Origin of the sequence: Acidovorax sp. A1169 (assembly GCF_030704685.1) — a bacterium.
Taxonomy (GTDB): Bacteria; Pseudomonadota; Gammaproteobacteria; order Burkholderiales; family Burkholderiaceae_C; genus Acidovorax.
The window spans coordinates 113313-127050 of the sequence record NZ_JAUZDX010000019.1; the positions used below are offsets into that span (position 1 = coordinate 113313).

A 13738-nucleotide genomic window follows, 5' to 3' on the forward strand; every position below is an offset into this window, starting at 1 on the left:
TGGCATGGCCACACCATCCCGAATACCAAGCCCCCGAGAAGGAAGAATCATGCGCAGCTATTCCCACAACAGCCCCGAAGCAGCCGCCCGTATCGTCGCCCTGCTGCTGATATCCGACGGCCATGTGAGCCGCCAGGAGATGGAGGCCCTGTACAGCCAGGACATCGAGCGCGAACTCAGTTTGGCGCCCGGTGGCTTCGCTCAGGTGCTACACACCCTGTGCGAGGACCTGCTGATGGCCGCGCACGAGCGCCGCCTGCTCACCGGCAGCATCGACCAGGCCACCCTGGACGCCGTCATGTCGGAAGTGACCGACACCGACCTGCAGCACAAGGTGCTGTACTTTGCCGACGCCGCCGCCATGGCCGACCGCCACGTTGCGGCAGAAGAGGCATGGATCATGCGGGCCGCGCTGACGCAATGGCGCATCGGCAAATTGCCTGTGCACAGCTGAGGCAGCGCACCTGCGGAGCACCACCGCGGCTCAGCTATGCGCCGCGTGCAGCGGCCACCATCTGGCGCACCAGCGGGTGGTGCTGCCCGCGGCGCGACCAGATGGCATGCACTTCCTCTCTGATGCCGGGGCAGTCGCCCAGCAGGCGCAGCCCGCGCACCAGCCCCACGTCCTGGGCGCCCAGCTGGCTGACCGGAAACACCCCCAGCCCCCGGGCTGCGAACACGGCCAGCAGGGCGCTGTCTTCAAACTCGCCCACCACCCGGGGCTGCACGCCGATGTCCTGGAACCAGTGGTCCAGCGTGGAGCGCAGCGGTGAATGGAAGGTGGGCAACAGCACCGGCAGCTCCTGCAGCGAATGTGGAAACCGGTCGCGCACGGTCTTTCGGACCAGCGAGGCTGACCCGTACCACTGCAGCGTGGAGCGGGCGATCCGTTCGCTGGACAGGCGCTGGTTCGGGTTGCGCGGCGCAGCCTGCCCGGCCAGCACCACGTCCAGCTCGTGCAGTGCCAGCTCGGACAGCAGCTCGTCGAACTCCCCCTCGTGGCACACCAGGCGCAGGTGCGGGGTGGCCAGCACCGGCTCCAGCAGCGCATGGGCTGCCAGCTTGGAGATGCCGTCGGACAGCCCCACCGAGAGCCGCGCGACCTTGGCGCTGGCCGCTTCGCGCACCTCATCGGGAATGGTCTGCCCGAGCTGGAATATCTCTTCGGCCCGCGCATACGCTGCCTGGCCCGCCTCGGTCAGCGCCACCCCGCGCCCCGATGGCTTGAGCAACTGGTGCCCCAGGGCCTTCTCCAGATCGCGCACCTGCGCACTGATGGTCTGCACCGCCATCTCCAGACGGTCGGCGGCGCGGGCGAAGCCGCCTTCCTTGGCAACCATCCAGAAATAGTACAGGTGGCGGTAGTTCAGCATGCAGTCCCCGGTTCGGAAAAGCCGAATACTAGATTCGGCTGGGCCTGGTGTCTATTCCGTTCCACCATGCCCATACTTGGCACTTGATATTTCAGAAAGACAACGATCCATGTTTTACGCAATCAGCTGGTTTCTCTCGTTCATGCTGCTGGCCCTGTGGTCACTGGCCTGCTGGGGCGTGCACGCGGTGACGGTCTGGGCGGTCGGCAGCGCCGGCGCCCTCGCTGGTGGTACTGCCGCCATGGATGCAGTCCTGCTGCCCGAATGGATCAAGGTCTGGATACCGCCCCAGTTGGCCGAGGAGTTCGGGGCCATGATTGCCTCCGTGGGGCCCGTGGTTCAGGCGGCGCTGGAGACGGTGCCGGCCCTGTCCGGGGCTGTCTCGGTGCTGGCTTGGGTCATCTGGGGGCTGGGTGCGCTGGCGCTGATGGCTCTGGCCGTGGGAGCGCATGTGCTGATTGCGGTGCTTCAGCGCCGCAAGGCGAGTCCGGCTGCGTTGGGCACCGCAGGCGTGCGATGACGCGCAGCTGAGGGCTGCACACGGTCCTCAGCCCATGAAAAGCCGTTTCATTGTTCGTCCTCAGGCTGCAGCGGAGAGCTTGTCCAAGGCAGATTCTCCAGAATCTCTTTCGCGTCTGCATCGAACTCCTGCCGATAGTGGTGCTGATGCGGAACAAAGATGCTTGCGTCGCCTTCGGTAAATCCGAGTGCATCAAGCTCTGCGCAATACCTGGCGAGCGGGCCGTATGAAAACAGTTGGTTGTGCCGGTCCCAGACTCCAGCGCAGACGGTCAATCTGCGCGCGCCCCAAGCCTATCCCAGGTGTGCTGGAGCGCCATGCCTCGGGCCGCCGCGTACCGGGTCGCTTCTTCTTGGGCCACTTCGATGCGGTCAGTCACAAGGCCATGGTTCGGGTGAATCGCCTCCCATGCATGGCTGCGTGCGTTGCCTCCCGCATCACGCCAGGCGACCCATGCCACAAACCTAAAACCCAACGTTCCGTCGGAGCGCGAAAAGACCTCAGCGGCGATCAAGCCGTCTGCTGAGATCTGGCATGCAACGGCGTCCTGCGACGGCGCGTAGCTGTCGGCCGCGATATCGGGTGCCAGGAAGGAGTCGATCAAAGACATGGTGTGAGTGCCCGTATCGGGTTTGCCGCCGAAGTCTAGTCCATGCCTCTTTCCGTCTCAGGCTTTCAACCCATCCAGCAACCGCGCCACATGCACTGCCTCCCGCTGCGCCCCATCCGCAATCTGGTGCCGGCAACTCGTCCCGTCCGCCACCACGATGGCATCGGGGTTCTTGCGCACCGCGGGCAGCAGCGCCGCCTCGGCCATTTGCATGGATACCTCGTAGTGCGAGGCTTCATACCCAAAGCTGCCGGCCATGCCGCAGCAGGAGCTTTCGATCAGCTCGGGCGCCGCGCCTGGGATCAGGCGCAGCACCTCCAGGATGGGGGGCACGGCGCCAAAGGCCTTCTGGTGGCAGTGACCGTGCAGCAGGATGGGCTTGCCTGCGGGCTTGAGGGATGGCGCAAAGCGCCCGGCCTTGGCTTCGCGGGCCAGGAACTCTTCGAAAAACAGGGCCTGCTGGGAGACCGTCACGGCCTTCTCGCCCAGGCCCATCACCAGGGCCTCGTCGCGCAGGGTGAGCAGGCACGAGGGCTCCAGCCCCACGATGGCGATGCCGGCCTGGGCCAGGGGCAGCAGGGCGTCGATGAGTGCGCCTGCCTTTTTCTTGGCTTCATCGACCATGCCGGTGGCCAGGTAGGTGCGGCCGCAGCAGTGGTGGCCGCCGGCCTTTTCCACGGTGTGAAGTACGTAGCCTGCGGCATGCAGCACGCGTGCGGCGGCCAGGGCGTTCTCGGCCTCGAAGGTGCCATTAAAGGTATCGATAAACAGCACGGCGGTCTTGCGGCCGGCCTGGGCGGCGGCGATGGTGTCATCTTTGCTGCTGAACAGCGCCCTGTCGTGGCTGCGCCAGAAGGTGTCGCTGCGCCAGGCGGGCAGTGAGCGCTTGGCCGAGAAGCCCAGCAGCTTCTCGCCCAGCCAGGCGGCGCCGGGCACGGTGTTGCGCAGGTTGAGCAGCCAGGCAAAGTGGCTGGCGGTGCGCGCATAGCCGGGCAGGTGGGCCACCAGCCGGTCCTTGAGCGTATGGCCGTGGCGGCGCTTGTAGTGATCGAGGAACTCGACCTTCATCTTGGCCATGTCCACGCCCGTGGGGCAGTCGCGCTTGCAGCGCTTGCAGCCCACGCACAGGTCCATGGTGTCGTGCATGGCTTCGCTGGTGAAGGCGTCGGGACCGAGCTGGCCCGACACGGCCAGGCGCAGGGTGTTGGCGCGGCCGCGCGTGAGGTGCTGCTCGTCGCGCGTCACGCGGTAGCTGGGGCACATGGTGCCGGCGTCGAACTTGCGGCAGTGGCCGTTGTTGTTGCACATCTCCACGGCCTTGGCAAAGCCGCCGGTCACGTCGCCGCCGGTACCGGGGGCGGTGGTCACCTCGGTCACGGGGTCGGCCTGCACGTTCCAGGCTGACCAGTCGAGCACGGGCGTGAGCGGGATGCGCTTGTAAGGTTTTGGTGCCGTGGGCGGGGCAAAGCGGAACAGCGCGCCGTCGTCCATCCTGGGCGGGTCGATGATCTTGCCGGGGTTGAACAGGCCGATCGGGTCCAGGTTGTTCTTGATGGCGCGGAAGGCCTCGTTGATCGCAGGGCCGAACTGCCACTCGATCCACTCGCCGCGGCACAGGCCGTCGCCGTGCTCGCCGCTGAAGGCGCCCTTGTACTTGCGCACCAGGGCGCTGGCCTCTTCGGCAATGGCGCGCATCTTGGCGGCACCATCGGTTCGCATGTCGAGGATGGGGCGCACATGCAGTGTGCCCACCGAGGCGTGGGCGTACCAGGTGCCCCGGCTGCCGTGGCGGGCGAACACCTCGGTCAGGCCGTCGGTGTACTCGGCCAGGTGTTCGAGCGGTACGGCGCAGTCCTCGATGAAGCTCACGGGCTTGCCGTCGCCCTTGAGGCTCATCATGATGTTCAGGCCCGCCTTGCGCACCTCCCACAGGTTCTTCTGCGGGGCCTCGTCGGGCATCTCGACCACGCTGCCGGGCAGACCCAGGTCGCCCATCAGCTCCACCAGCTGGCGCAGCTGCGGCAGCAGGGCGGCCTTGTCGGCGCCCGAGAACTCCACCAGCAGTATGGCGGCGGGCTTGCCGATGAGCGCCGTCTCCACCGTGGGGCGAAACGCCGGGTTGGCCAGCGCCAGCTCGATCATCGTGCGGTCCACCAGCTCCACCGCCGTGGGGCCGAGCTTGACGATGTGCTGCGCTGAATCCATCGCTGCATGGAAGGTGGGGAAGTTGATGATGCCCAGCACCTTGGCGCGCGGCAGCTCGCTGAGCTTGAGCGTGAGGCTGCGCGTGTAGGCCAGCGTGCCCTCGGCGCCGATGAGCAGGTGCGACAGGTTCACGCTGCCGTCGGCGGTGTAGGGCTTCTCGCTCTGGTTGTCGAAGATGTCGAGGTTGTAGCCCGCCACGCGGCGCAGCACCTTGGGCCAGCGCTCGGCGATGTCGCTGCGGTGCTGCACGGCCAACTGGCGCACATGCTGGGCAATGGCCGTGGCGCGCGGGCCCAGCGTGGCCAACGGGCCGAAATCGACCAGCTCGCCGTCGCTCAGCCAGGCGCTCGCGCCCAGCACGTTGTGGACCATGTTGCCGTAGGCGATGGAACGCGAGCCGCAGGAGTTGTTGCCCGCCATGCCGCCCAGCGTGGCCTGGGCGCTGGTCGATACGTCCACCGGGTACCACAGGCCGTGCGGCTTGAGCTGCGCGTTGAGGTGGTCGAGCACGATGCCGGGCTCCACCGTGGCCGTGCGGGCCTCTGTGTCCAGTGCCAGCACCTTGCGGAAGTGCTTGGTGTTGTCGATTACCAGCGCCGCGCCCGTGGTCTGGCCGCACTGGCTGGTGCCGCCGCCGCGCGCCAGCACGGGCACCTTGAGGTCGCGCGCAATGTCGATGGCCACGGCGATGTCGCGCTCGGTGCGCGGCACCAGCACGCCGGCCGGCATGATCTGGTAGATGGAGGCATCGGTCGCATAGCGCCCGCGCGAGCCGGCATCGAACAGCACCTCGCCCTCGGTCTCTTGTGACAGGCGCCGCGCCAGCGCCTCGCAGGTCTCGTTGGGGGGCAGGGTGGTACCGGCTGGCTGCAGGGTGCTGGCGGGTTCGATGCGCATGGGGCAGGGTCCTAGGTAGAGGCTTTTCGCGTGGGCTTGGGGTAGATCTCGCCAGCGCGCAGCAGCTCCAGCACCGTATCGCGCTTGCGCAGCACGTGCGCCACCAGCACCTTGCGCATGGCATCGGCGTCATGGGCGGCCAGGGCTTCGATCATCTGTTCGTGCTCGGCCACGGCCAGCTTCCACTTGGCTTCGTTCTGGTTGGTGCGAAAGCGCAGCGATTGCACGCGGGCGTTGATGGAGCTGTAGGTGGCCGTGAGCACCGGGTTGCGCGCCGCCGCGTTGATGGCGGTGTGGATGTTGTTGTTGATGCGGTAGTAGCCCGACAGGTCGCGCCGCGCGAAGCAGGCCATCATTTCGTAGTGCACAGCGCGCAGCTCGGCCAGTTCTTCGTCGCCGATGCGCTGCGCGGCCAGTTCGCCCGACATGCCTTCGAGCATGGCCAGCACTTCGAAGGTGTTCATCACGTCCGCCTCGGTGAGCTTGACGGCCACCGCGCCCCGGTTGGGCAGCAGGTCCACCAGGCCCTCGGCACCCAGCAGTTTGATGGCCTCGCGCAGCGGGGTGCGCGACACGCGCAGTTGCTCGCTCAGCTCGCGTTCATTGAGCTTGGCGCCGGGCGCGATATGGCCTTCCACCAGCATGGTGCGCAGCCGCGCAGCGACCTGGTCGTGCAGTGCGAGGCGGGAGATTTCAATGATTTCAGCCATGGATTGCTTTCTTGGTTGAATTTTGCATGCAAAAAATGGCGGTATCAACGGCCGAAATAACGGTTATTCCCGCATGCATTCATGTTTTTTGCATGCAAAACTTAAAGCAGAAAGGATGCTCCATGCTTCAACTCGACTTTCATCCCACCGGCCGCCACTTTTTGCAGATCCCGGGCCCGAGCCCGGTGCCAGACCGCATTTTGCGGGCGATGAGCCTGCCCACCATCGACCACCGGGGCCCCGAGTTCGGGGGCCTTGGCCTGAAGGTGCTCTCGGGCATCCAGAAGATCTTCCAGACCCGCCACCCGGTGGCCATCTACCCCGCTTCGGGCACCGGCGCATGGGAGGCGGCCCTGTGCAACACCCTGAGTGCGGGCGACCATGTGCTGATGTTTGAGACCGGGCACTTCGCCTCGCTGTGGCAGAAGATGGCCACGCGCCTTGGCATCTCCACCGAGTTCCTCACCTGGGAAGGCAAGGACGAGCACCTGCCCCTGGCCGGCGGCTGGCGCCGCGGCGTGCAGGCCGACCTGATCGAGGCCCGCCTGCGCAAGGACACCGAACGCACAATCCGCGCCGTGTGCGTGGTGCACAACGAGACCTCCACGGGCGTGACCTCCGACATTGCCTCGGTGCGCAAGGCCATCGACGCGGCAGGCCACCCGGCATTGCTGATGGTGGACAGCATCTCGGGCCTGGCGAGCGCCGACTTCCGTCACGACGAGTGGGGCGTGGACGTGACCATCAGCGGGTCGCAAAAGGGCTTGATGCTGCCGCCGGGCATCAGCTTCAACGCCCTGTCGCCGCGCGCCCTCGAAGCCTCCAAGACCGCTACGCTGCCCCGAGCCTTCTGGGCCTGGGACGAGATCGTGGAGATGAACAAGGACGGCTACTGGCCCTACACGCCCAACACCAACCTGCTGTACGGCCTGTCCGAAGCGCTGGACATGCTGCTGGCGGAAGGGCTCGACAACGTCTTCGCGCGCCACCAGCGCTGGGGTGCGGGCGTGCGCGCCGCCGTCAACGCCTGGGGCCTGCCCATCCAGTGCGCCGACCCGGCCGTGTACTCGCCGGTGCTCACGGGCGTCATCACGCCCGAGGGCGTGGACGCCGATGCCCTGCGCCGCCTGATCCACCAGCGCTTCGACCTCTCGCTGGGCACGGGCCTGGGCAAGCTCAAAGGCCGCATGTTCCGCATGGGCCACCTGGGCGACAGCAACGACCTCACGCTCATTGCCATGGTCGCGGGCGTGGAGATGGGCATGAAGCTCTCGGGCATCGCCCTGGCCGGCAGCGGCGTGCAGGCGAGCATGGACTATTTCGCCAGCCATGCAGCGCCTGCGGCATTGAAAAAGGCGGCGTGAACGCCGCCCGTTCCTCCTTTTTCTGATCGGGGCACCAGGCCAGCGCGCGTGCGCTGGCCTTCGCCGTGCCCGGCGCGGCCTGGAGCCGTGGAGACACCGTGTTTTTCTGCCGCCGGGTGCGTTGCGCGTGCCTGATGCGGCGCCTTGCTGGGTTCATTCAAACCAGGCTCACAGAGCCACGAAGGAGACAAGCGATGATGAAAAGACGTTCCCTGATCCAGACCGCAGGCGCGGCGGCGGCCACGCTTGGCGCGCCGCGCCTGTTCGCGCAGGAGTGGCCGAGCGGCCCGGTGCGCATCATCGTGGGCTTTCCGCCCGGGGGTGGCACCGATGCGCTGGCGCGCGTGGTGGCGACCAAGTTGTCCACTATGTGGAAGCAGTCGGTCATCGTGGAGAACAAGGCGGGTGTCTCGGGCGTGCTGGCGGCCGAGTACGTGTCGCAGCAACCCAGCGACGGCAGTACGCTGCTCATGGCGCACATCAACAGCCATGCGCTGGCGCCCAGCCTGCAGCCCAAGCTGCGCTACGACGTGCAGCGCGACTTCGTGCCCATCGTGATGGTGGGCGTCACGCCCAACCTGCTGATCGCGGGGCCGGGGCAGAAGGCCCTGACCGTCAAGGAGATCGTGGCGTTGTGCAAGGCCGACCCCGGCAAGGTGAGCTTCGGCTCGGCCGGCCCGGGTTCGGCTCAGCACCTGGCGCTGGAGATGTTCAAGCTGCAGGCGGGTGTGGATGCGCTGCATGTGCCCTACAAGGGCAGCGCGCCTGCGCTGGCCGACCTGATGGGCAACCAGATCCAGTTCTGCTTCGAGACGATGACGGCCGCCACCCCACACGTCAAGAGCGGCAAGGTGGCTGCCGTGGCGCAGACGCGCACCAAGCGCGCCAAGGGCCACCCCGGCGTGCCGACCATGCAGGAGCAGGGCTTCAACGGCTTCGAGGCCACCACCTGGTACGGGCTGGCGGGGCCGGGCAAGCTACCATCAGGTATCGCCGACAAGATCAACCGCGACGTGAACACCGTGCTGGCCATGCCCGACGTGCAGGAGCGCCTGGACACCTACGGTGCCGAGGACGGCGGTGGATCGCGCGACAAATTCAAGGACTTCATCGCCACCGAAATCGCCAAGTGGGGCAAGGTGGTGAAGGATGGCAACGTCAAGGTAGAAAGTTGAACAACGATGGCTGAGCAAGACCCGACGACCGGATTGACCCAGGCCCTGGTGGCCGCATGGCAGGCTGGGCACACCATCAGCGCCTTGCCCTGGGGCGGGGCGCTTGCCGATGCGCCTGCGGCCTATGCCGTGCAGGAAGCGGTGGGGCATGCCATGGGCTGGTTCCCGCCGGGGCCGGCGCGGCACTGGAAGTCAGGCGGGGCCAACCGCCAGGTGGTACTCACGCATGCACCGCTGCCGCCAGCGGGCGTGCGCAGCAGCCCGGCGGAGTATGCGGACATGCCGTTCCACACCATCGGCATCGAGGCGGAGATCGCGCTGCGCCTGGGCCAGGCCGTGTCGCCCGCTCAGGCGGCAGCGCTCACGCCCGATACCGCAGGCATGTTCGTCGACGCCATGGCCGTGTCCATCGAGATCGTGGATTCGCGTTGGGCCGAGGGCGCCGCCGCACCGGCCCTGCTGCGCCTGGCCGACCTTCAGTCGCACGGCGCGCTGGTGCTGGGCGAGTGGGTGCCGTATGCCGCGCGCAACTGGGCGGCCCAGCGCTGCGTGGCCCGCATCGGCACGCGCGAGCCGGTGCTGCGCACGGGCACCCACCCGCTGGCAGACCCGGTGTGGCTGCTGCCCGCCTGGCTGCAGCACGCCACGCGCAACGGTGCGACCGTGGCGGCCGGTACGGTGGTGACCACCGGGTCGTGGGTGGGGTTGCTGCCGGCCTTGCGCGGCGAGAAGGTGGAAGTCGAATTCGACGGCGTGGGCAGCGCCGCCGTGCAGCTCTGACCGCTAGGCCCTGTCAGAACGACGAGCCGGGCTGCTGGAGGAACTCCAGTTCCTCAGGGGTGGAAGTACGCCCCAGCACCGCATTGCGGTGCGGGTAGCGGCCAAAGCGCGCGATGATCTCGCGGTGCCTGATCTCGAAGGCCAGGTTGTTTTCCAGCCCCGGCTGGTCGAACAGCTCCATGGCCTGGGTGTGGATGGCCAGTGACTCGCTGTGCATGTAGGGCATGTAGGCAAACGCGCGCTGCGCCACGGGCAGGGCCTTGTGCTGTCCGCTGGCCACCAGCTCCTGCGCCAGGGTCAGGGCCTGCGCATCCTGCGCAAACGCCAGTGCGGTGTCGCGGTGGATGTTGCGCGAGAATTGGTCGAGCACGATGATCTCGGCCAGCCGCCCCTCCGGGGTGGCGCGCCAGGGCGCCAGCTCGCATTGGCGTGCGGCCTGCAGCGTGGCGCCGAAGCGGGTGGTGATGGTCTGGTCGAGCCCCTCGTCCTTCACGAACTGCTGCTGGGGCGTGAGTTCCTGGAACCAGAATTGGAGAATGTCTTCTTCGCGGTGCATGGGCAATGGATCTGCGGATAGGGGCCGCCATCATAGGTGCTGGTTTGCGGGCCGGTCAGCCGAACTGGTAGGAGGCCATGGCGACCTCCATGGCATGGTCGACGAAGACCCGGTGGCCCACGTCAGCACCCGCAGCGCCTGCCACCACCATCAGGGGGATCAGGTGGTCCTCCTGCGGGTGGGCCAGGCGGGCGCCGGGCGCGTCCTGCCAGTGCACCAGCATGTCGTTGCGCTGGGTCGCGCTGGGGGCGGTGATGGCGGTGTTCAGGAAGGCCTCGAAGGCCTCGGCCACGGGCGTGGACTGCGGCCGGCCGAAGCCGCGCATGTTGTGGTACGTGAGGCCGCTGCCCATGATGAGCACGCCCTCGTCGCGCAAGGGTGCGATGGCCTGGCCGAGGCGGATGTGCTCCGCCGGGTCGTAGCTGGACTTCATCGACAGCATGACCACCGGCACGTCGGCCTCGGGGTACATCAGGCTCAAGGGGACGAAGGTGCCGTGGTCGAAGCCGCGGTGGGCATCTTCCTTCCAGCCGATGCTGGCGTCGGTCAGCAACTCGCCGACGCGAGATGCGAGCGCCTTCGATCCGGGTGCCTTGTACTGGATGCGGTAGGTGTGCTCAGGGAAGCCGGAGTAGTCGTACTCCATGGGCGGGTGCTCTGCTGTGGAGACGGTGAACTCCTGCGCCTCCCAGTGGCCGGTGATGACCAGCACGGCCTTGGGCTTGCCGGGCAGCAGGCCCGGCATTTGGGCGAATTCGCGCGCCGTCTTGGCGAACAGCTGCTTCATGCCATCGACCCACGGCCAGGGGCCACCGCCGTGCGAGACGAAGAAGGTGGGAAAGGTGGGGGTGGTGGTCATGCAGCTCCTTGGCCCGGGGAGAAGTGGGGTCCCCGATGCGATGGATCGAATATAGGGTCCATCAGGAGGCGCACAAGCCGGCACGGCCGGGACACACTGTTCGGCACGCAGGACAATCGAAGCCCGCTCCACACCTTGCTGTCTGGGCTGGGGCGGGGGGCGGCTCTGGTCAGTGCTTCGTCAGGCGGATCTTGCCGTCGCGCACGTACTGGTTGTACTGGTCTTTCGGGATGGCGGCAGAGCCCGCGATATCGTCTTCCACCGACCAGCTCAGCGTGGTGCTGTCGGGCGAGGTGATCAATTCCACCGGGCCTTCGGGGATGACGATGGGCGCGCCATCGCCAGGGGTGTAGGTCACATGGCCGTGGATGGTGGCTTGCTGGGTGTGCGCGGGTTGTGTCATGGCAAATCCTCGTGCGGCATGGCCGCTATTGGTATTTGCCCATTACAGCGCTGCGCGCCCCCGCGCATTGTGGGACCACGCGCCGTGCGGGCGCGGGCCAGGGGCTCAAGGGGGCAGTACCGCCTGCTGCGTATTTCGCTCCGTGCGCACCAGGTACAGCCCGCTGCCGATGATGATGGCCCCGCCGATCAGGGTGTAGGCACCCGGCACGGCCTGCCACAGCACCCAGTCCAGGCCCATGCCCCAGGCCAGGGCGGTGTACTCGAACGGCGCGACGACCGAGGCCTGTCCGTGGCGGAAGGCCTCGGTGATCGCCAGTTGCCCGAGGAAGCCCGAGACCCCCATGGCGGCCACCAGCGGCCAGTGCGATGCGTCCACCGCCTTCCACTGCGGCACGGCCAGGGCCGTGGCGCCCAGGGCCAGCATGGCCGTGGTCCAGAACACCAGACTGGCGCTCGAATCGGTGCGCGTGAGCAGGCGCCCGGCGATGGCCGATATGGCGTAGCCCGTGGCCGCGCCCAGCACGGCCAGCGCGCCCACGGAGAACATGGCCTCCTGGCTCGGGCGCAGGGCCACCACCACGCCCACCAGGCCAAGCACGATGGCCACCCAGTGCGCGCCGCGCACCTTCTCGCCCAGCACCACGGTGGACAGGGCCGTGATGAGCAGCGGAGCGATGAAGAACAGCGTGTAGGCCTCGGCCAGGCCCAGCTCGCGCAATGCGAAGGCGAACAACGCCAGCATGGTGATGTTGATCGCGCCGCGCAGCAGGTGCAGCGGCCAGCGCACCTTGAGCAGGCCGCGCACCTCGCCGCGCCACAGCACGTACAGCGTCACCAGGGGCAATGCAGCAAGCCCGCGCATGGACGCGACCTGCATGGCAGGGTAGCTGCCCGACAGGGTCTTGAGCAGTGCGTCCATCACCGAAAAGCAGCCCACCGCCAGGCACATGGCGATGATGCCTCGCAGGTTGGCCGAGAGCGGTGCGGCGGAGGTGGACTGGGTGGGCGTGGCGGCCTGGGCGGTGGGTTCAGCCACCGGCGGCTCCTGGCGGTGCAATGGCTGCAAGGGCAGCCGGGGTGGGGTAGTGCGTCATGGCGGCAATCAATCGTGGGCAATGGGAGCGGTCCCCAACGCGGTGCGGGGCTTTGCAAAAAGTGTAGCCCAGGCCTGCTGCCAGTGGGCTGCCAGCATTCCCATGCCTCTAGACGCTTGCCCTGCCGGCTGATCAATCAGTCTTCGTAGTTTCCTTTTCCTTTTCTTTGCCACCGCGCTGCGAACGGCCCTGTGTCGCGTCGTGCAGCATCGGGATGGCCCAGAGCACGGCCAGGGCCAGCACGGTGCTCAGCACCGCTGTCATCTCGCGCCCCAGGCCCGCGGCCACGCCGATGGCGGCCGTGAGCCAGATGCCGGCGGCGGTGGTCAGGCCCCGGACCTGGGACTCCCCATCGCCATCGCCCTTGAGGATGGTGCCGGCGCCGAGAAAGCCGACGCCGGCGACGATGCCCTGGATCACGCGGCTGTTGTCTGCCGGGCCGATGCCGACCTGCTGTGCGACCAGCACGAAAAGCGCCGCGCCCATCGCCACCAGCATGTGGGTGCGTATGCCGGCTGCCTTGCCCGCGTGCTCGCGCTCCCAGCCGAGCAGGCCGCCCAGCACACCGGCCACCATGAGCCGCACAACGATGCGGGTGGCTTCGCCGGCGTCGGGGACGTCGGAGAATTCGGAGGCGATGGTGGTGGCGATTTGTTGCCACCATGCTTGGGAGGGGTCAGCCATGGCGAAGGCCTGGTGGGTGGGGGTTGTGGTGGTGTGTTGTGGTTATGGGGGCGCGCATGGCATCTCCGGGTGCCGTGCCCACGGCGGGCACTGGCGCCAATGTGCTTGCTTGTTGCTTCGGGTGCTAGCAGCGGAATGCGAGTCTGGGGGTAGGACGCGGCCGACGCTGAGTTGTGCGTTCATGGTTGCTGCGTGCCTTGGTTGAGGGCGGAGGCCGGGGTGTGCGCCCGGCGGCGCACCCACCTTCTTTTGCGTCGCCAAAAGAAGGTGGGCCAAGAAAAGGCGACCCCCAGTCTGCGTCCCCCGTTCGCCCTGTCGGCGAACGGGGGCAACCTGCGATGCTCGGGCCTGGGGTGGTGCCGCAGAACTCGCTGCGTTCTGCGAACTCCGCTCAAACAGCTGCGGCAAGCCAGATCACGAAGTGCGTGTGTCCTGCGGCACACGCACCCACCCCAGGCCCTGCGCTTCTCGGCGCAGCCAGCAGGGGTGGGGAGCGGGGTCCAAAC

The 13738-nt window shown here is 67.4% G+C and carries 14 protein-coding genes; 5 read left to right on the forward strand and 9 right to left on the reverse strand.

The window, feature by feature from the left end; all coding sequences use genetic code 11:
• Window positions 1-49 precede the first annotated feature (49 nt).
• On the forward strand, window positions 50-454 hold the full coding sequence (locus tag QYL93_RS25095; RefSeq protein WP_305746212.1) for a TerB family tellurite resistance protein: 405 nt from the start codon (window positions 50-52) through the stop codon (window positions 452-454).
• A 34-nt stretch (window positions 455-488) separates the two neighbouring features.
• Here QYL93_RS25095 and QYL93_RS25100 read toward each other — a convergent pair whose 3' ends face one another.
• Complete coding sequence (locus QYL93_RS25100) at window positions 489-1373, reverse strand: LysR substrate-binding domain-containing protein (protein WP_305746213.1); 885 nt, start codon at window positions 1371-1373, stop codon at window positions 489-491.
• Between the two features lie 109 nt (window positions 1374-1482).
• Here QYL93_RS25100 and QYL93_RS25105 point away from each other — a divergent pair, with 109 nt between their 5' ends.
• Window positions 1483-1893, forward strand: a complete 411-nt coding sequence (locus QYL93_RS25105; RefSeq protein ID WP_305746214.1) for a hypothetical protein — start codon at window positions 1483-1485, stop codon at window positions 1891-1893.
• A 271-nt stretch (window positions 1894-2164) separates the two neighbouring features.
• On the opposite strand, the gene QYL93_RS25110 is transcribed toward QYL93_RS25105, so the two are convergent.
• Genes QYL93_RS25110 through QYL93_RS25120 form a run of 3 tightly spaced genes read right to left on the reverse strand, consistent with a single transcriptional unit; the run spans window position 2165 to window position 6315 of the window.
• Window positions 2165-2503, reverse strand: a complete 339-nt coding sequence (locus QYL93_RS25110) for a hypothetical protein (RefSeq protein WP_305746215.1) — start codon at window positions 2501-2503, stop codon at window positions 2165-2167.
• A gap of 57 nt (window positions 2504-2560) precedes the next feature.
• Window positions 2561-5605, reverse strand: a complete 3045-nt coding sequence (locus tag QYL93_RS25115; protein WP_305746216.1) for an FAD-binding and (Fe-S)-binding domain-containing protein — start codon at window positions 5603-5605, stop codon at window positions 2561-2563.
• 11 nt (window positions 5606-5616) lie between these two features.
• Window positions 5617-6315: a GntR family transcriptional regulator gene (locus QYL93_RS25120; RefSeq protein ID WP_305746217.1), complete on the reverse strand. Its 699-nt coding sequence runs from the start codon at window positions 6313-6315 to the stop codon at window positions 5617-5619.
• Window positions 6316-6437: 122 nt separating this feature from the next.
• Here QYL93_RS25120 and QYL93_RS25125 point away from each other — a divergent pair, with 122 nt between their 5' ends.
• The 3 genes from QYL93_RS25125 (at window position 6438) to QYL93_RS25135 (ending at window position 9634) form a co-directional block, all read left to right on the forward strand.
• On the forward strand, window positions 6438-7679 hold the full coding sequence (locus QYL93_RS25125; protein ID WP_305746218.1) for an alanine--glyoxylate aminotransferase family protein: 1242 nt from the start codon (window positions 6438-6440) through the stop codon (window positions 7677-7679).
• Window positions 7680-7876: 197 nt separating this feature from the next.
• A complete protein-coding gene (locus QYL93_RS25130) occupies window positions 7877-8854 on the forward strand; it encodes a tripartite tricarboxylate transporter substrate binding protein (RefSeq protein ID WP_305746219.1) in 978 nt (325 codons plus the stop codon).
• A gap of 6 nt (window positions 8855-8860) precedes the next feature.
• Window positions 8861-9634: a fumarylacetoacetate hydrolase family protein gene (locus QYL93_RS25135; RefSeq protein ID WP_305746220.1), complete on the forward strand. Its 774-nt coding sequence runs from the start codon at window positions 8861-8863 to the stop codon at window positions 9632-9634.
• Between the two features lie 13 nt (window positions 9635-9647).
• Here QYL93_RS25135 and QYL93_RS25140 read toward each other — a convergent pair whose 3' ends face one another.
• The 5 genes from QYL93_RS25140 to QYL93_RS25160 all read right to left on the reverse strand — a co-directional run bounded on the left by QYL93_RS25140 (window position 9648) and on the right by QYL93_RS25160 (window position 13232).
• Entirely contained in the window at window positions 9648-10190 is a 543-nt protein-coding gene (locus QYL93_RS25140; protein ID WP_305746221.1) for a DUF924 family protein, read from the reverse strand.
• A gap of 55 nt (window positions 10191-10245) precedes the next feature.
• Window positions 10246-11049 (reverse strand): class III extradiol ring-cleavage dioxygenase, encoded by an 804-nt coding sequence (locus tag QYL93_RS25145; RefSeq protein WP_305746222.1) that lies wholly within the window; start codon window positions 11047-11049, stop codon window positions 10246-10248.
• 169 nt (window positions 11050-11218) lie between these two features.
• Window positions 11219-11452, reverse strand: a complete 234-nt coding sequence (locus QYL93_RS25150) for a hypothetical protein (RefSeq protein WP_305746223.1) — start codon at window positions 11450-11452, stop codon at window positions 11219-11221.
• 105 nt (window positions 11453-11557) lie between these two features.
• A complete protein-coding gene (locus QYL93_RS25155; protein WP_305746224.1) occupies window positions 11558-12490 on the reverse strand; it encodes a DMT family transporter in 933 nt (310 codons plus the stop codon).
• 190 nt (window positions 12491-12680) lie between these two features.
• Window positions 12681-13232: an MgtC/SapB family protein gene (locus QYL93_RS25160; protein ID WP_305746225.1), complete on the reverse strand. Its 552-nt coding sequence runs from the start codon at window positions 13230-13232 to the stop codon at window positions 12681-12683.
• Window positions 13233-13738 lie beyond the last annotated feature (506 nt).